This is a genomic window from Paenibacillus sp. M-152 (genome assembly GCF_003856555.1).
Classification (GTDB): Bacteria; Bacillota; Bacilli; order Paenibacillales; family Paenibacillaceae; genus Paenibacillus; species Paenibacillus polymyxa_C.
Genome location: NZ_CP034141.1, coordinates 1,655,265 through 1,671,959, shown reverse-complemented (window position 1 = coordinate 1,671,959; position 16,695 = coordinate 1,655,265). Strand labels below are relative to the sequence as shown.

The following is a 16,695-nucleotide window of genomic DNA, read 5'->3' as shown; positions in this document are numbered from 1 at the left end:
TTTCCCTAATAGGCGATTCGGCGCACCGTTAATATCATGGGGCCCAAATACTTTTCAGGAAAACAGCTCCAAGGTGAGCTCGTTAAAAAGGGATTTTGGTGAAGCTTGCAGCTAATGCCTCACTCTCTGAACAAAAGAGCCCTAATCACTTCGTCCTCTTCATTGCCGTTGTGTTCATGTCATTCTTTCAAATGTTTAGACACATTATATGTCCCCCATCTGGGATAGTCAATACCCATATTTCATAAAAATTTATGTTTCTCCGCTTAAACACCTCTGGGTCGCACGCTTGTAAGAGGTACCCGCATATTATAAAAAAGACCGCACAGTGAGATTTTGTACTCCTTCAAAGACCAAGTCATATCTTGTTAAAAGGGTAAAAAGGAGGCCCGTTTATGATTCGCAAACGATGCGCCCAAGATGACAACATGATATTTCGTCTAATCGAGCAAGAACTTGTCCCTCTATCGCATTTAAGTGCCCAAGAAATGGATCAAATACGTAAAGAATTACCCCGGCGCTTAAACCGGGGCATCACTTTTGTAGCTTGCAGACCGGATAATGCACAGGTTGTTGGCTTCATTCATGTTATGCTGCATGGAGAACTATTATACATTGATTTGATCGCAATTTCTTCGGCTCATCAAGGTAAAAGATACGGAAAAAAGTTGCTGGAGTATGCCGAGCAATACGGCCGACTGCGACGTTGCAAGCGGGCTAAAGTGATGGTGGACGAAGACAATGTGCGAGGGATCCATTTTTATCTACGCCATCAATACCACATGCTACGATATGTGGCTCTAAGCCGATGTCACGAACTCGAAAAGTCACTGTGAAAAGTATGGTTTTCAGGGTCGTGATTTTGTAAAACTAAAAAAAGTTAGGGTAAAAAGGATTGCCTACCCCAGGGTAGCCCCCGTCTGTGTACGGTCCATACTGTGGACCATATCCCTGCCCTCCATAGCCTGGTCCTCCATATCCTGGACCGTAGCCAGCGTAGGCACCCACGTATGGAGCTGTCCCAATGGCAAGCAAATCAAAAAGCACCAGTGGAATAATCGCCTTCGTGTTTACTTTTTTCTTACGGTTTGGTTGGAGAATCAGTCGGTTACCCGAAATGCGAATCAGCTTGCCACTGACCCGGGAGCCATCCTTACGTGTAGCGAAGATGACTTTGCCGACAAGCTTCTCCACCTGCTTTCTGGTTACTGCCTGTTTCATCGTATTTCCTCCTTCTTTCTCAACGGATGGACAGATTGAACGGCTCCTTGATAGCTTACCACCACCACAAAATAGACTGGAGCTGACAGGGGCCGAGCGTCCGTCCAATCTGCATAGCACAGTCTATTCCATTCAAGCCAGAAGCGTATGTTTAAATGCCTGCACAATGTAAAAAAATCTGGTACCTGCACATGCAGATACCAGATTTTCATATACACTAACGCGTATATTTAAAAACATTCAGCTGTCTATGAGTTATTAACGCTTGCTTGGATCATACAGTTGACCCAAAGCAGCCGGAGCGCGTGAACGTCCAACTGCCGCCACCAGCACAATAATCGTCAGGAGATACGGCAACATAAAAATAATTTCCTGGGGAATACTTTGCGACCATGCAAACAACTGCACATAGTTGCGAATGGCTTGTGAAAAACCGAAAAACACTGCCGCGCCAAAAGCACCGAGCGGATTCCATTTACCGAAAATCATAGCCGCAATAGCAATATAGCCCTGCCCCGAAACGGTATTATGTGAGAACATATTGGTTGTAGTCAAAGTGATTGTTGCTCCACCAATCCCAGCCAACGCACCACTAATCATAACACCGATATAACGAAGGCGATTGACCTTGATCCCCACGGTATCGGCTGCACCCGGATGCTCCCCTACTGAACGCAAACGCAAGCCAAACGGAGTTTTATACAAAGTAAAGTAGCCAATAATAACTAATAGAATAGCTAGATATGTCGTTGGGTAGGCTTGGAAAAATGCTTTTCCTGCAATCGGAATATCCACAAGATAAGGGATGGATATCTCGTTAAAGCCTTGAATTCGACCAGTGTCACCATCACCCTCGAATAACAGCTTAACCATGTACAGGGTACTACCTGCTGCCAAGAAGTTAATGACAATCCCGCTGATTACCTGATCGGCTTTAAACGTAATAGAGGCAACAGCATGAATGAGCGAAACCAGAATACCGAACACCGCAGCTGACAGCACACCTACCCAGGCCGCAGAGGTGCCTCCTAGTCCCGCTTGCTCGGCATAAAATCCGCCCACACCTGCCGCAAACGCCCCAAATACCATAAGTCCTTCCAATCCCAGATTCGTTACACCGGATTTTTCCGAAAAAACTCCGCCAAGAGACGCAAAAATAATCGCCGTCGCAAAAACGAGCGTTGTATGGATTAATTCACCAAGTGTTAACCAACTCATTTTACAACACCTTCTCTTTCTTCCGCTTGGAGTAGAGCGGCTTTACAACCCAACGCACAATACCTTGGGCCGCAATGAAGAAAATAATCGAGCCAATGACTACTCGGATAATTTCTGGCGGTACATCCGCGCTAAAGCTCATCCCCGCAGAACCATACGTAAGTGTTCCGAACAAAACAGAACCGAGCAGTACACCGAACGGATTATTCATCCCGATCAAAGACACAGCGATACCGTCAAAGCCCGTTCCCGGTGACCCTGCCATGACAGATTGATAATGGAAAACCCCCAGCACCTCAAAAGCACCAGCCAATCCGGCAAAAACACCACTAATAAACATCGCTTTTATAATATTGCGATTTACATTCATGCCTGCATAACGGGATGCATCCTGATTAAATCCGACAGCCCGAAGCTCATAGCCCTGCTTTGTTTTCCACATAAAAATATAGAAAAACACTGCCGCCAGCACAGCAATAACTGTGCCCCAATGAACCCGAGCATTCCCCATCATCTGGGACAGCCAATCAATGGAAATGGAAGCGGAAGGTTGGATATCCACAGAGCGATTTTCGCCTTCCATAAGTGCAAACTGATTAATCACCAAATTAGCCAAATACAGGCCGATCCAGTTCATCATAATACAGGTAATAACTTCGTTCACGCCTCGCTTGGCCTTCAAATAGCCAGCAATCGCTGCCCACAAGCCTCCGAAAACTGCTCCTGCGATCACAGCCAGCGGTGCATGAATGATAGCAGGCAGCCCATGAAGTTTGATGCCCACAATCGAAGCAGCTGTCATACCGACCAAAAACTGCCCTTCGCCACCGATATTAAACAACCCGGCACGAGCCGCAAAAGCAAATGCCAATCCTGTTAGAATCAAAGGAGTCATCTCACGGATCGCTTCGCCAAAGTTGTAGGAATCTCCATACACACGGCTAAATAAAGCGGAATAAGCCACAATAGGGTCATACCCGCCAATCATCATCACGATAGCACCCAGAATGAGGCCAAAAATAATAGAGACTAGAGCCAGAACAAAGGAGTCTTTTGTGAATATTTTTAATAAGTTAGCCATTCTCTGCTCCTTTCTTCACTGCACTTCCTGCCATCATCAGTCCCAGTTCCTGGTCATTCGTTTCTTCAGGCAGCACTTCCCCGACAATCTTGCCTTCATAGATAACAGCAATTCGATCGGATACATTCATAATCTCGTCCAGCTCAAAAGAAATGAGCAGTACTGCTTTACCTTGATCCCGCTGGGCAATCAATTGTTTCTGGACAAATTCAATAGCCCCGACATCCAGCCCGCGTGTAGGCTGCGCGGCAATGAGAAGGTCTGGGTTTTTATCAATTTCACGCGCTATGATTGCCTTTTGCTGATTCCCACCAGATAGCGATCTTGCCTTGGTATGAATATCTGGTGTTCTAACATCAAACTTCTCGATAAGACTTTTTGCCTGCTTTTCTATAGCATCCTTGTTCAAGAAGCCATTTTTACTGTAAGGAGCCTGATAATACGTCTCCAGCACCATATTTTCACTCATGGAAAAATCGAGCACCAATCCATGCTTATGGCGGTCCTCCGGTATATGTGAAACGCCTGCCTCTGAAATTTTGCGCGGTGGCTGATTTGCCAGTTCTTTTTCGAGCAAACGGATACTTCCGCTATCCACCTTGCGTAATCCTGTCAAAGCTTCTATCAGCTCACTCTGTCCATTGCCGTCTACTCCAGCAATCCCCAATATCTCGCCCGCCTTAACCTGCAGGTTCAATTCATTCAGAACATGAATGCCATCCTTGTTTTTAGAAATTACTTTGTTCATTTCCAGTACAGTTTGTCCTGGTTGGGCAAGCTTCTTATCCACTTTAAAGGACACACGACGGCCCACCATTTTCTCCGCCAGCTCATTTGGTGTTGTTTCAGATGTTTTGACCGTGTCAATAACTTTACCTCGGCGAATGATCGTAACCGTATCTGCAATTTGCATAATTTCTTTGAGTTTATGAGTGATAAGAATGATTGATTTGCCTTCAGCTACTAAGCGCTTCATAATTTCCAGCAACTCAGAGATTTCCTGCGGTGTCAGCACCGCGGTTGGCTCATCGAAAATCAGAATATCTGCACCGCGATAGAGCGTTTTGATAATTTCCACACGCTGCTGCATACCAACAGATATATCCTCAATTTTGGCATTCGGATTTACCTGAAGTCCGTATTGTTCAGACAACCGCTGTACTTCTGCGGCAGCCTTTTTATAATTGATTTTCAGACCTTTACGTGGCTCCGACCCAAGGACAATATTTTCGGTTACGGTAAACGGCTGTACGAGCTTAAAATGCTGATGTACCATGCCGATCCCCAGATCAATCGCCTTATTAGGACTATCAATCTGTACGGGGTTTCCTCCCATTTCAATGGTCCCTTCATCCGGCTGATATAGTCCGAAAAGAATATTCATAAGCGTAGATTTACCCGCACCATTCTCACCCAAAAGGGCATGAATTTCTCCCTTATGCAGCTTGATGCTGATGGAGTCGTTGGCAACGATGCCGGGGAATCGTTTTGTAATTTGCTTTAACTCAACGACGGGGGTCGCTGCATCCATGAGATCACCCTTATACACTTTATAGTATGTGCTCCAATGAGCTGATTTTGACCGTTATAATCTTATAACTCCAGACGTAAGAACAAGGCTAGTCTTATGAACCAGCCTTGTCGCCACCTCTATGTTCTTCAGTCTAACTTATTTCGAAGGAACTGTAATTTCGCCTTTAATGATTTTTTGCTTGTATTGTTCTACAAGATCAAGCACATCTTTAGGAACGTTTTTCGTAGATGTATCTGCCAAACCAATTCCGTTATCCTTCAGAGCCAGTGTTTCGACACCGCCCTTAAACTTACCGTCAATTACTTCTTGGGATACGCGTTTTACCGCTTCATCTACACGTTTTACCATCGACGTTAGTGTTACTTCGTCACCAAACTCAAGTGATTGGTCTTTATCTACGCCGATAACCCATACTTGCTGACCTTGCTGCTTACGTGCGAGTGCTTCGTTAAATACGCCTGTTCCTGATCCACCAGCTGCATGGAAAATAATATCAGCGCCGTCGTTGTAGATCGTTGCAGCAGCAGCCTTGCCGAGATCCGGCTTATCAAACGCACCCGTATAGTTCACAATCAGTTGTGCTTTTGGATTAACAGCCTTAATCCCTGCTTCAAATCCTTTTTCAAAACGTTTGATCAGCGGGCTGTCTTGTCCACCCACAAAACCAATTTTGTTTGTTTTAGTAAGTTTACCAGCTACAACCCCCACCAGGAAGGAACCTTCATTTTCAGCAAATACAACCGATTTAACGTTAGGCGCATCTACAACACTGTCAATGATTGCCAAGTTTTTGTTCGGATTGTCTTTTGCTACTTGTCCAATCGCATTAGCCAGATTAAAACCAATTCCCCAAGTCAGGTTGAAATCACCCTTAACGAATTGGTTCAGGTTAGGAATATAATCCTGGTCGGATTTACTTTGCAGGTATTTAACTTTAACGCCTGATTCTTTCTCAATAGCTTGAAGTGCCTCCCAAGCAGATTGGTTAAACGATTTGTCGTTTACTCCACCCACATCTGTAACCATGCCAAGTTGGACATTTGATGTTTTGGCAGAACCGCCTGCTTCTCCACCATTTGCGTTGGACGCACCTTGATTTTTGTTACCGCAGCCTGCGAGAATGACCGAGATCGCCAGCAGCATAACCAAAGACATACTAAACAATTTCTTCATGCTGATACTGTTCCCCCTTAGTGTTAGATCCCTGGATTGTCTCTTTTCTTTAGAAAATGCACATCATTTTCATGTCATTTACTGACGAGACAGATCGTACAGAAGACTTACTTTAGAGATTATACAATTATGATCGGCTAAAATCTAGACAATTAATAACCTTGGGTCAATTTTTTTTAGAATTCCAAAAATGTAAGCGTTACAAAATCGAAAAATCCATACATTCTATCATCACACGTCATATTTATTCGTATTTTGAAGAAAACGAAGTCCTTTTTAGTGTTAAGTATGTACAAAAAAAGGCGTCCCTACACAGCGTACTGCTCGGGACACCTTTGTTACCACTTTCGCGGTTTTCACGCCTTAATTAAGCATTGATTTTACCTTTAGCAACAGTTGCCAAAGAGTTGAATGCATTAATATCATTGACTGCAAGATCAGCCAAGATTTTACGGTTAATGTCTACACCAGCCAATTTCAGACCGTGCATCAATTTGCTGTAAGACAAACCATTCAAACGAGCTGCTGCGTTGATACGCACGATCCACAGTCTGCGGAAGTTACGTTTCGTCTGACGACGGTCACGGTATGCGTAAACAAGCGATTTCATTACCTGCTCGTTAGCTGTTTTAAAAATGCGGTGTTTGGAACCAAAATAACCTTTAGCAAGCTTCAATACTTTTTTATGACGACGACGAACGACGAATCCGCCCTTTACTCTTGCCATATCAAAAGACCTCCCAAATAATGTTTATACTTTATTTATTTCCGTGCTTAATGCTATTTCAGGTTAGCAAGACCTTGTTTCAGACGTCTAACGTCCCCAGGTGCCATCTCAGGGTTAGTACCCAGAACGCGTTTTGCACGTTTGGATTTGTGGGAAAGCAAGTGATTTCTGTAAGCTTTGTAACGCGTTACTTTACCAGTACCGGTAATTTTGAAGCGGCCTTTAAGGCTGCTATGTGTTTTCATTTTTGGCATTGAACTTCCTCCTTAATTTGTCATTGACTCTTTGGAGCCAATATCATAATCATGCTGCGTCCTTCGAGCTTGGGTTGGCGCTCCACGGTACAAAGATCAGCAACTTCCGTTTTTACACGTTCGAGAATTTTTTGTCCCACATTAGCATGGGTAATTTCGCGACCACGGAAACGAACAGAGCATTTCACCTTGTCCCCTTCATTCAGGAACTTCACCACATTGCGAAACTTGGTCTGGTAGTCATGTTCCTCGATGTTGGAACGGAACCATACCTCTTTGATGTCAACGATCTTCTGGTTTTTACGGGCTTCCTTTTCTTTCTTCTGTTGCTCATAGCGGAATTTACCGTAATCCATAATCCGACACACGGGCGGCTTCGCTTGAGGCGCCACGTTCACGAGATCCAAGTTTGCATCAATAGCCATTTGCAGAGCTTCACGAGTCGGTTTAATACCGATTTGTTCCCCGTTTGCACCAACTAGACGTACTTCTCTCACTCGAATCTCATCATTGATCATATGTTCCTTACTAATAACCCTCCACCTCCAGAACCTGTTATTGTTGTATTGTGTTTAAGCACAAAAAAGGGATGACGACTATGCAGCCGACATCCCTGTCTGATACTCAATTCATCATGAAAGTTCAATTCACAAATCATTGGATCATGACCAGCCGGCAATACCGGACAGGTGAGAAGTCGGACCTTCTGCTTGTTAATCCATACTTTTCAATTAACATACTCAAATATCATATCATGCTACTACAGAGGCGTCAACACTTTTATAAAAAATTAGGTGTACACATCCGCTGTAGGTTGCATAGTCTTACTTCATTGTTAATTAGCCTTGCTTGCTCTGAACCTCTTCCAGACGAACGACACGCGTATGCTGGGTGTGGCTCCATTGCTTGTTGTTCTGTGTAAAGAACGCATAGAACGTAATCGGATACCACGAAATCAGATAGACTGGGAATAGCAGCAAGTACAGATATACTTTTTTGAACGTGACCTTTTCCAAGATCATCGCGATTAAAAAGGTGATAATATTCAGACTCACAGCCACAAAACCGGTCCAAGCAGGGAATTGTACGTAGATATTTTCAATATTGGGACCACCAAATAATACAATATCTACCCACATCGCTACTGTCATCAAAAAGGTAAACAGTACGATGTACACGTTCAGACCATAAAGAGCCATATCGAATTTAATCAGGCTTCTATGCTTGATACTCTGCCACAGCAACGGGAAGAAATAACGACGAGCAACCGTGAAGTGACCTTGCATCCAGCGCAGACGCTGTCTGGAAGAAGCTTTGAACGTCAACGGCTTCTCATCATACACCTTGGCATCATAATTAAATCTTGGATATACGTTGCGTTGTGTACAACGCATAGTGAATTCCAAATCCTCTACCAGACTTGTTGCACCCCAGCCCATTTCCTTGAGCAGATTTGTTTCAAAGCACATGCCTGTACCACCGAGGAAATTAGCCATATTCAGGTTGTGACGTGACAACTGCCACAGACGGTTGATGTACCAATAAGATACCCCGTATGCTGCTGTGATCCAAGAGTCCTCAGGGTTCTTAGTATCAATGTATCCCTGGATAACACGAGCACCTGAGCACAAATCATTATTCATTTCGCTCAGGAAATTGGTATGCGCCAAATTGTCGGCATCAAACATGACAATGGCATCATATTGACGCGGCATAGCCCATAGCTCTTTGAGCATCCACTCAATAGCATAGCCTTTACCACGCAAATTCGGATTCGTACGTTCACAAGCATTCATGCCGTGAGCGCGAACGATGTCCGCTGTCTTATCTGTGCAGTTATCACAGATTACGAATACATCGTACAGTTCCTTTGGATAGTCAAGCTGCTTTAAATTTTCCATCAGTGCTCCGACAACTTGTTCTTCATTGTGGGCAGCGACTAAAATAGCAAATGATTTTTCTGGAGCCGCCTGCTCTTTCCTTTTCTTACGAACCAATCCGAACAAGGAGAATGCAAACTGATAGACTGCGATCAACGCCAGTATGATCTGGAGCGTCACGAAAATAGCGTCTAACATGATCTCTTGTTACCCCCTTTTTATACCCCTTTAAAAATCTTGCGTTTGTCTGTTTTCTATCTGTGTAGCGCAAGTTGCGGCGCTTTGTGCGCCTTTTCTGTAGTTTTGACCCGACCCTTGCTTTCTTCTTTGGCTCTGCGCAGCCCCCTTTTGGCTGACACAGGAATGCCATTACGATTTTCGTTGGTTTTCAATCTTTTGTCAAAGCCCCTAAACGGGTCTCAGCAGCAAAAAAACACGACAAATTCCCGTTTGAACCGAGAATGCGGCGCTGGACCTCTCATTCATGACGCTTAGGTCTTATTTTCATCCATTTGCTAACTTTTTATTTCTTTGGTCCCTCCTTTTTGTGGGCCAATTAGCAACCACTTCTAATCACTCTATCTTATTAGACGGATGAACGCAAAGAAAGTTATACAAAACGGCTTATATTCCATTAACATTTTTGTGTAGAATTGAACCAGGTAAGTGGTGATTCTTGAAATGAACAGCGTTTAAAAATATGATGAGAGCAAGAGAATAATTACTTAGATCTAATTCTGTCAAATGGATTCAAAATATTTGCCGACAGACCTGAACCGGCAACCGGAGGAAACCAAATGCAACGTCTAGTCGTAAAACTTGTAAATCTGGAGCAGCGATTGTTCAAATGGATCAACGGGCGCTTACACAACCGTTTTTTGAACTTTTGGCTGTATTATCTCACACATTTAGGCGGGGCTACCTTTACAATAGCCTCTACGCTTCTGATTTGGTGGCTCGCTCCGTATCCATGGAAAGATTCCGGCATGAAGGGAGCTATCGCTCTTGCGGTCAGTCACATTCCCGTGGCTATCGTCAAAAAACTGTATCCACGGATACGCCCGTACTTGGCGCTACCAGGTACGAATACATTCCGCAATCCCTTGTCGGATCATTCTTTTCCCTCAGGGCATACAACCGCTATTTTTTCGGCTACCGTTCCTTTTATGCTGCAGTCACCCATGCTAGCACTGTTGCTGTTGCCTGTAGCGATAATTGTAGGTTTTTCTCGAATTTACCTGGGGCTTCACTATCCCACGGATGTACTTGCAGGAGCAGTCATCGGAACGTCTGCAGCAATAGGAACGGTTGCATTCTGGCCTTAAAGCCGATATGGTATGATTGAGAACATCCCAGCAGGAACAGGTGAAATGAGAGTGGCTAAAAAACGAGTGTTATTATTATCGGAAGGTTTCGGTGCCGGACATACTCAAGCTGCCTACGCGCTCTCAAGCAGCTTGCGGAAGCTTTCTCCGGATGTGCAGACAAGAGTGCTGGAGCTGGGGAGCTTTTTGAATCCGAGAATGGCCCCGCTTATTATTACAGCATACAAAAAGACTGTTGTATCGCAGCCTCGCCTAGTCGGATTGGTTTACCGTCATCAATACAAAAAATCATTAAACCGTCTTACAACGCTCGCTTTGCACCGTCTGTTCTACACACAGACCCGGAATATTCTTCGGCAGCTTCGTCCCGATTTGGTGGTATGTACTCACCCCATCCCAAGCGCGGTCATTTCACGTTTGAAGCGCTTAGGCTTACATGTCCCGCTGTGTACCGTCATAACAGACTACGATGCACATGGAACATGGATTACTCCTGAGGTTGACCGGTACTTTGTATCTACGCCTGAAGTCATGCGTAAGCTGCGCGCGCGCGGAGTACCTGTATCAAAAATCCAAGTGACCGGCATTCCGGTTCATCCTAATTTTTGGGAACATCCAGGGCACGATGAAATTAGAGAACAATTTGGACTTAAACCCATCCCGACAGTACTTGTTATGGGCGGCGGCTGGGGCCTGATGAACGACGAAGTCATACATCGTTCGCTTACCGATTGGAGAGAAAAGATTCAATTTATTTTTTGTTTGGGGCATAATGATAAAATTCGTCGTAAAATGGAGCTGGATCCTCGGTTTAATCATCCAAATATTCATATTTTCGGATTTACACGGGAAATCGACAAATTAATGGAAGTGTCGAATCTGCTCATTACCAAACCCGGTGGAATGACATGCACCGAGGGGCTGGCCAAAGGGATTCCGATGCTGTTTCACAAGCCTCTCCCTGGACAGGAAGAGGAAAATTGTCAGTACTTTACGGCTCAAGGCTTCGGAGAACCGATTACTTCGCTGGATGTTGTCGTTAAATGGATGAACCGACTGCTATACGATTTTCCAGAAATCGTTCGCAAGCGACAGGAGCACATCCATAATGTAGCGCGATATTATCCTCTTCAGAGCGCACAGAGTATTTTGGATATACTGGAACCAAACAGGGTGCTTTCCTAAAAGGAAGCACCCTGTCTTGTTTACTTTATTTATTTTGCCCGCTTTTAATTTCCATATTTTTCAAGGCGTATTTTTTCGTACTCTTCCAAAGCTTCTTTACCAATCAGCACCTCGACACGATGAATATTCATACCTTTACCCATGAACTTTTGTTCATACTCTGTCATGACATGCTCCTCATTGATTCCATCACGATGAAGGTTTAACGAAATATTCGTCATTTGTAGACCACTATCAGCGAATGAATTCAGAGAAAACTCAAACAATGTCTCCGAGTCCGTCTTAAAATGAATTTGTCCTTTGCTGTTCAGAAGCTGACGATACTTGTCCAAAAAACGCGGATGCGTCAAACGACGGCGTGCATGCTTGGCTTTAGGCCAAGGATCGCTAAAATTCAGATAAATGCGCTCTACTTCTCCTGGTTCGAAAACATTGTCGATCTGTTCGATGTTTGCCAGTGCCAATTTGATGTTGGGTGGTGTAACAACTTCTGATTCACTCCAGGCCAGACGAGACTTTTCTGTAGCACGGCGAACCAGCTCGTCATACATATCAAAGCCGATATAGTTAACCTCTGGATTACGGTAGCTCATTTGGCTTATAAATTGCCCTTTACCCATACCAAATTCCACATGAATGGGACGATCATTACCAAATAACTGCTGCCATTTCCCCTTATACTGTGATGGTTCCAAAATGACCAGATCTTGCTGTTCTTCCAGACTTTCACGTATTCCTTTTCTTCCGCGTAAACGCATGTTACTCCTCCATATACTCTGTTATCAAGGAAAAAGGAATTTCACCCCCGCTTGAAGATACGGAAATGAAATTCCTTTTTCAATATATTTGGATTGGGGTCCAACTAATTTAATTGTTCATAGTCTACCCCATCAGCAGGTGAAAAATCAATTGTCTTTTGGCAAGCGGCTCTGATTTTTTGACGTGCGGCCGTTCCAATCTGACGATCCTGCCCAAAACGGACACCAGTCAATGCTAACGCCTCATCAAAGGTTAACTCAACAGTAACTTTATCCATACGCGTCTTATCCTGCGTATTCATAAAAGATCACCTCACGGGTTATTTGTGATGGAACCGACGTGCACTTCCCCTAAAGCAGGCGATAGAAACAGCATAGCTGCCTCCCTGAAGAATAGTCATTAGCAACTGATAACTTTTTATCTTCAGGATCAAAAACAGTCCTTTTATCATATGTCTGGTACCGCTTACAATATAACATATTGTGTAACCTTTTTCAATCCGCAAAGCTATAAAATCAGCACTTTTTAATGACTTTCTCGGGCAAGTGATTCCCATTTAAGATTGAATTTTGTTACAATAGGGTGATCGTAAAAAAAGGAGTCCTCCCATGAAAACAGATTTGTTGCCTGCTCCTCTCCTCTGGGGAGATAAACGGTTCCATACATGGAATTACGAAATGCGCGAGCAATTTCAAAATAAAGTGTTTAAAGTCATGCTGGATGCGGGTTTTACTTGCCCAAACCGCGATGGTTCCATTGCCAAAGGGGGCTGTACCTTTTGTAGTGCACGCGGATCAGGTGATTTTGCCGGACGTCGCCGTGATGATTTGGTCACCCAGTTCAATACGATTCGGGATCGTCAGCATTTAAAATGGCCCAACGCTAAATATATTGGCTATTTTCAAGCCTACACCAATACGTATGCCCCGGTTGAGGAACTGCGAGAATATTTCGAGGTTATTTTGGAGCAGCCCGGTGTTGTCGGTTTGTCCATCGCTACACGTCCCGATTGCCTGCCTGATGATGTAGTCGATTATCTAGCCGAGCTGAACGAACGCACGTATCTGTGGGTCGAAATGGGTCTGCAAACCGTTCATGAATCGACCTCCGAGCTGATTAATCGTGCTCATGATACTCAGTGCTATCTGGATGCAGTGGAAAAACTGCGCAAGCGGAATATCCGTGTGTGCGCCCACATCATTTATGGCCTACCGCAGGAGACGCATGAAATGATGCTCGATACAGGACGTGCAGTAGCCGCTATGGATGTGCAGGGCATCAAAATCCATCTGCTGCATCTCATGCGTAAAACGCCAATGGTCAAGCAGTACGAAGCAGGATTGCTACGCTTTCTGGAAAAGGACGAGTACATTAAGCTTATTGTAGATACGTTGGAGTTTTTACCCCCTGAAATGATCGTTCATCGGTTGACTGGAGATGCACCACGCGATTTACTGATGGGCCCCATGTGGTCGCTTAAAAAATGGGAAGTGCTCAACGGCATTGATAATGAACTGAAATCACGTGAAACGTGGCAGGGAAAATACTGGAGGAAGTCTTAAATGGGATTCCTGTCTGTTCTGAGCTATGCTCATCAATTAGTAGCTGCGCGGGTGCAGCCAGGCGATACTGCCGTAGACGCCACCGTCGGCACAGGAGCAGATACGTTGTTTCTGGCTAAAGCTGCTGGCAAACGGGGCCGCGTCTATGGCTTCGATATCCAGCAAGCAGCTTTGGATTACGCTCGTCGTCGACTGGAAGAAGACACCTCCCCTTCATTAGCGGAAGTATCACTATTGCTGCAAGGCCATGAGCACATGCGGGAGGTCGTCCCAGACCTGCTGCATGGTAAAGTGGCTGCGGTCATGTTTAACCTTGGCTACTTACCGTCCGAAGGCGCCGATCCTACGGTCATCACGCATACAGACAGCACGCTCGTCGCACTTGAAGCTGCCTTGCAATTGCTGCGACCGCGTGGTATTTTGACTGCCGTATTATATCCAGGGCATGCTGGAGGCAGGGAAGAAGCGGAAGCTGTTCTTCATTGGGCTTCTACCCTCCCAGTCTCCAGCGGTCAAAGCATTATTTACCGTCAACTACAACGAGACGCTTCACCTTACGTAGTGGCGGTTGAAAAGAAATAATGTCGAGTTGTTAAACTCGCATATTCTCGCATATTTAGGTAATGAGCGGCTTTTTAGCCGCCTTACATATATTTTATAGCGCCATATGGGTCTATTCTTCCGGTTTATTGCCCAGCGGCACGTTTTAATTGCCTGATTCTGTTAGATCGTACTCATTACTCATTATGGAGGAGAGAAATCATGCTAAAGCCATACCCGCTGCAATTCCAACCTGAGTTCAAAGAGAGAGTTTGGGGAGGACGGGCCTTAGAACAATTTGGTCTAACCCCACCAGAAGGACATATTGGTGAAGGATGGATGATTGCCGATCATCCGAACGGAACAACAACGGTCATCAATGGCGAGCTGGCTGGAAAAGGGCTGGATGAAATCCGCCAGACTTACGGACAGGATTGGCTTGGGGCAAAGGGCGTATCGAAAAAAGGCGGACGTTTTCCACTTTTGATCAAGCTGCTGGATTGCAATGATGATTTATCTGTTCAGGTGCATCCGACGGATGATTACGCCGGACTTCCAGCTGGAGAATTAGGAAAAACCGAAATGTGGTACGTGCTTGATGCCAAGCCTGATGCCAAAATCATTTATGGTCTGACCGAAGGTGTAACTCGTGAAAGTCTGCGTACAGCTCTTGAAAGCGGAGATATCATGGGCAGTTTGCGCCAAGTTCCAGTTGAAGCTGGCGATACATTCTTCATCCCCGCTGGAACCGTGCATGCACTGTGTGCGGGTGTAGTGGTTGCTGAAATTCAGCAAAATTCGGATACAACCTATCGTTTATATGACTATAATCGCCCCGGTCTGGACGGCAAACCTCGTGAGTTGCACATCGAGGACTCCCTTAATGTAACTTCCTACGAAGGTGCAGGCGCAACAACGATGAAAACGGACGGCCTGCAGCCTGGAGAATGGCTCCAACTGGCATCCTGTGAGTATTTTGTTGTGGAAAAGGGTATCGTAGATGGAAGTTGGGCACTTTCTACAACGGAAGACAGCTTCACTATTCTTGTAATTTGCGAAGGCAGTGGGACCATAACATGGGACAATAATACGGAGTCTCTTTCCTGTAAAGCTGGAGATTGCTTCCTGCTCCCTGCTAATTTGGGCGGTTACACGCTAAATGACGGAATGACCGTACTTAGATCTTATCTTCCTTAAAGCTTAAAGGATGTGATGTCTAATCATGCGGGAATACACCTTCACCATCGCTGAAGATGACGGAACAGAGCTATTTGCTTATCGATGGCTGCCCGAGCCGAACATTCCCATCAAGGGAATCGTTCAAGTTTCGCATGGCATGTGTGAGACGTCCTACCGCTACATTCGGCTGGCCGAAAAGCTTACCGCTTCTGGCTACGGTGTGTATGCCAACGATCATATCGGCCACGGGCGCACAGCTGGTGATCCTGATAAGCTCGGTATGCCGGGAGCCAATGCATTCAACCGAATGGCAAAAGGCATGCTGGAGCTAGGCGAAATTGCGGCCAAGGAATTCCCTGATCAGTCTCGTTTTTTACTGGGTCACAGCATGGGCTCCTTTTTAACCCAGAAAATTATGTATGATGATCAACAGGCGTATCACGGGTTTATTTTATCGGGAACCAACGGACGACGTAGTCTGCTGAAACTCGGAGAACAGGTTGCTCTGCTGCAAGCCAAACTGCAAGGAATGGATCATCGTAGCATGCTGCTCAACGCTATGGTCTTTGGCGGCTTTAACCGTGCTTTTCGTCCTGTGCGCACAGCGTTCGACTGGCTGTCCCGTGATCCTGAGGAAGTAGATCAGTTCGTGCACGACCCACTATGTGGAGCCATTTGCACGACAGGCTTTTTCCTCGATTTCTTTAGACTTTTGCAAGAAATTCACTGGCCTTCCTCGTTGAAAAACATTAATCCCAAACTGCCCGTTTATATTTTTGCCGGGGATCGTGATCCGGTGGGCTTGTTCGGAAAAGGTGTGTTGTCGCTAGTGGATATGTATCGAAACCTGGAGCTTCAAGACTTGGAGTATCGCCTTTATCCTGATGGTCGCCATGAGATGTTGCATGAAACAAATCGCGACGAGGTAATGAGTGACATCGTGGACTGGCTCGACCGTCATATTAATACAGGGGCAACCTCTGTTTCCGTTGGGTCTGGAGCCTCCGAAGCATCCGCTTTATCAGCTTCGCCCAAGTCATCTTCCTAGTGAGAAATT

At 45.2% G+C, this 16,695-nt stretch carries 19 protein-coding genes; 7 read left to right on the top strand and 12 right to left on the bottom strand.

Annotated features, from left to right (window positions below; translation table 11 throughout):
• Positions 1-395 precede the first annotated feature (395 nt).
• Positions 396-836, top strand: a complete 441-nt coding sequence (locus EGM68_RS07530; RefSeq protein WP_013370078.1) for a GNAT family N-acetyltransferase — start codon at positions 396-398, stop codon at positions 834-836.
• A gap of 34 nt (positions 837-870) precedes the next feature.
• Here EGM68_RS07530 and EGM68_RS07525 read toward each other — a convergent pair whose 3' ends face one another.
• The 10 genes from EGM68_RS07525 to EGM68_RS25660 all read right to left on the bottom strand — a co-directional run bounded on the left by EGM68_RS07525 (position 871) and on the right by EGM68_RS25660 (position 9,480).
• Positions 871-1,221: a hypothetical protein gene (locus EGM68_RS07525; RefSeq protein ID WP_064963923.1), complete on the bottom strand. Its 351-nt coding sequence runs from the start codon at positions 1,219-1,221 to the stop codon at positions 871-873.
• A 258-nt stretch (positions 1,222-1,479) separates the two neighbouring features.
• On the bottom strand, positions 1,480-2,439 hold the full coding sequence (locus EGM68_RS07520; RefSeq protein WP_010349245.1) for an ABC transporter permease: 960 nt from the start codon (positions 2,437-2,439) through the stop codon (positions 1,480-1,482).
• 1 nt (position 2,440) lies between these two features.
• On the bottom strand, positions 2,441-3,520 hold the full coding sequence (locus EGM68_RS07515; RefSeq protein ID WP_058829242.1) for an ABC transporter permease: 1,080 nt from the start codon (positions 3,518-3,520) through the stop codon (positions 2,441-2,443).
• Positions 3,513-5,051 (bottom strand): ABC transporter ATP-binding protein, encoded by a 1,539-nt coding sequence (locus EGM68_RS07510; protein ID WP_129548940.1) that lies wholly within the window; start codon positions 5,049-5,051, stop codon positions 3,513-3,515. Before EGM68_RS07510 ends, EGM68_RS07515 begins: the two co-directional genes overlap by 8 nt.
• Positions 5,052-5,189: 138 nt before the next feature.
• Entirely contained in the window at positions 5,190-6,227 is a 1,038-nt protein-coding gene (locus EGM68_RS07505) for a BMP family lipoprotein (RefSeq protein ID WP_016820568.1), read from the bottom strand.
• A 367-nt stretch (positions 6,228-6,594) separates the two neighbouring features.
• Positions 6,595-6,954 (bottom strand): 50S ribosomal protein L20, encoded by a 360-nt coding sequence (gene rplT, locus EGM68_RS07500; RefSeq protein ID WP_007429517.1) that lies wholly within the window; start codon positions 6,952-6,954, stop codon positions 6,595-6,597.
• A gap of 53 nt (positions 6,955-7,007) precedes the next feature.
• Positions 7,008-7,208 (bottom strand): 50S ribosomal protein L35, encoded by a 201-nt coding sequence (gene rpmI / locus EGM68_RS07495; RefSeq protein WP_007429516.1) that lies wholly within the window; start codon positions 7,206-7,208, stop codon positions 7,008-7,010.
• Between the two features lie 20 nt (positions 7,209-7,228).
• Positions 7,229-7,726, bottom strand: coding sequence for a translation initiation factor IF-3 (gene infC, locus EGM68_RS07490; protein WP_007429515.1), 498 nt, complete (start codon positions 7,724-7,726; stop codon positions 7,229-7,231).
• 321 nt (positions 7,727-8,047) lie between these two features.
• Positions 8,048-9,286, bottom strand: coding sequence for a glycosyltransferase family 2 protein (locus EGM68_RS07485; protein ID WP_040101802.1), 1,239 nt, complete (start codon positions 9,284-9,286; stop codon positions 8,048-8,050).
• A gap of 56 nt (positions 9,287-9,342) precedes the next feature.
• On the bottom strand, positions 9,343-9,480 hold the full coding sequence (locus tag EGM68_RS25660) for a hypothetical protein (RefSeq protein WP_013370070.1): 138 nt from the start codon (positions 9,478-9,480) through the stop codon (positions 9,343-9,345).
• 405 nt (positions 9,481-9,885) lie between these two features.
• Here EGM68_RS25660 and EGM68_RS07480 point away from each other — a divergent pair, with 405 nt between their 5' ends.
• Both EGM68_RS07480 and EGM68_RS07475 read left to right on the top strand, forming a co-directional pair.
• A complete protein-coding gene (locus tag EGM68_RS07480) occupies positions 9,886-10,413 on the top strand; it encodes a phosphatase PAP2 family protein (protein WP_013370069.1) in 528 nt (175 codons plus the stop codon).
• A gap of 51 nt (positions 10,414-10,464) precedes the next feature.
• Positions 10,465-11,598: an MGDG synthase family glycosyltransferase gene (locus EGM68_RS07475; RefSeq protein ID WP_481855351.1), complete on the top strand. Its 1,134-nt coding sequence runs from the start codon at positions 10,465-10,467 to the stop codon at positions 11,596-11,598.
• Between the two features lie 44 nt (positions 11,599-11,642).
• Here EGM68_RS07475 and trmB read toward each other — a convergent pair whose 3' ends face one another.
• Together trmB and EGM68_RS07465 are read right to left on the bottom strand one after the other, a co-directional pair.
• Positions 11,643-12,356 carry a tRNA (guanosine(46)-N7)-methyltransferase TrmB gene (trmB, locus tag EGM68_RS07470; RefSeq protein WP_129548938.1) on the bottom strand — a complete coding sequence of 238 codons (714 nt, stop codon included), beginning with the start codon at positions 12,354-12,356 and terminating at the stop codon, positions 11,643-11,645.
• A gap of 104 nt (positions 12,357-12,460) precedes the next feature.
• Positions 12,461-12,658: a hypothetical protein gene (locus EGM68_RS07465; RefSeq protein WP_013370066.1), complete on the bottom strand. Its 198-nt coding sequence runs from the start codon at positions 12,656-12,658 to the stop codon at positions 12,461-12,463.
• A 307-nt stretch (positions 12,659-12,965) separates the two neighbouring features.
• Between EGM68_RS07465 and mnmL the strand changes: the two genes are divergently transcribed.
• The 4 genes from mnmL (at position 12,966) to EGM68_RS07445 (ending at position 16,686) form a co-directional block, all read left to right on the top strand.
• Entirely contained in the window at positions 12,966-13,919 is a 954-nt protein-coding gene (mnmL, locus tag EGM68_RS07460) for a tRNA modification radical SAM protein MnmL/YtqA (protein ID WP_013370065.1), read from the top strand.
• Positions 13,920-14,501 carry a tRNA 5-(aminomethyl)-2-thiouridylate-methyltransferase MnmM gene (gene mnmM, locus EGM68_RS07455; protein WP_013370064.1) on the top strand — a complete coding sequence of 194 codons (582 nt, stop codon included), beginning with the start codon at positions 13,920-13,922 and terminating at the stop codon, positions 14,499-14,501.
• A 180-nt stretch (positions 14,502-14,681) separates the two neighbouring features.
• The gene (locus tag EGM68_RS07450; RefSeq protein WP_013370063.1) at positions 14,682-15,656 is read left to right on the top strand and encodes a type I phosphomannose isomerase catalytic subunit; all 975 of its coding nucleotides are present in this window, start codon (positions 14,682-14,684) and stop codon (positions 15,654-15,656) included.
• A 25-nt stretch (positions 15,657-15,681) separates the two neighbouring features.
• The gene (locus EGM68_RS07445) at positions 15,682-16,686 is read left to right on the top strand and encodes an alpha/beta fold hydrolase (protein ID WP_129548937.1); all 1,005 of its coding nucleotides are present in this window, start codon (positions 15,682-15,684) and stop codon (positions 16,684-16,686) included.
• The last annotated feature ends 9 nt before the right edge of the window (positions 16,687-16,695 follow it).

What these genes read in the sequence shown, in the direction of transcription:
- mnmM (WP_013370064.1), top strand. Translation starts at nt 13,920, where the DNA reads ATGGGATTCCTGTCTGTTCTGAGCTATGCTCATCAATTAGTAGCTGCG.
- infC (WP_007429515.1), bottom strand. Translation starts at nt 7,726, where the DNA reads ATGATCAATGATGAGATTCGAGTGAGAGAAGTACGTCTAGTTGGTGCA.
- EGM68_RS07510 (WP_129548940.1), bottom strand. Translation starts at nt 5,051, where the DNA reads ATGGATGCAGCGACCCCCGTCGTTGAGTTAAAGCAAATTACAAAACGA.
- EGM68_RS07505 (WP_016820568.1), bottom strand. Translation starts at nt 6,227, where the DNA reads ATGAAGAAATTGTTTAGTATGTCTTTGGTTATGCTGCTGGCGATCTCG.
- trmB (WP_129548938.1), bottom strand. Translation starts at nt 12,356, where the DNA reads ATGCGTTTACGCGGAAGAAAAGGAATACGTGAAAGTCTGGAAGAACAG.
- rplT (WP_007429517.1), bottom strand. Translation starts at nt 6,954, where the DNA reads ATGGCAAGAGTAAAGGGCGGATTCGTCGTTCGTCGTCGTCATAAAAAA.
- EGM68_RS07450 (WP_013370063.1), top strand. Translation starts at nt 14,682, where the DNA reads ATGCTAAAGCCATACCCGCTGCAATTCCAACCTGAGTTCAAAGAGAGA.
- EGM68_RS07515 (WP_058829242.1), bottom strand. Translation starts at nt 3,520, where the DNA reads ATGGCTAACTTATTAAAAATATTCACAAAAGACTCCTTTGTTCTGGCT.
- EGM68_RS07530 (WP_013370078.1), top strand. Translation starts at nt 396, where the DNA reads ATGATTCGCAAACGATGCGCCCAAGATGACAACATGATATTTCGTCTA.
- EGM68_RS07520 (WP_010349245.1), bottom strand. Translation starts at nt 2,439, where the DNA reads ATGAGTTGGTTAACACTTGGTGAATTAATCCATACAACGCTCGTTTTT.
- EGM68_RS07525 (WP_064963923.1), bottom strand. Translation starts at nt 1,221, where the DNA reads ATGAAACAGGCAGTAACCAGAAAGCAGGTGGAGAAGCTTGTCGGCAAA.
- EGM68_RS07480 (WP_013370069.1), top strand. Translation starts at nt 9,886, where the DNA reads ATGCAACGTCTAGTCGTAAAACTTGTAAATCTGGAGCAGCGATTGTTC.
- mnmL (WP_013370065.1), top strand. Translation starts at nt 12,966, where the DNA reads ATGAAAACAGATTTGTTGCCTGCTCCTCTCCTCTGGGGAGATAAACGG.
- EGM68_RS07445 (WP_129548937.1), top strand. Translation starts at nt 15,682, where the DNA reads ATGCGGGAATACACCTTCACCATCGCTGAAGATGACGGAACAGAGCTA.
- EGM68_RS07485 (WP_040101802.1), bottom strand. Translation starts at nt 9,286, where the DNA reads ATGTTAGACGCTATTTTCGTGACGCTCCAGATCATACTGGCGTTGATC.
- EGM68_RS07465 (WP_013370066.1), bottom strand. Translation starts at nt 12,658, where the DNA reads ATGAATACGCAGGATAAGACGCGTATGGATAAAGTTACTGTTGAGTTA.
- rpmI (WP_007429516.1), bottom strand. Translation starts at nt 7,208, where the DNA reads ATGCCAAAAATGAAAACACATAGCAGCCTTAAAGGCCGCTTCAAAATT.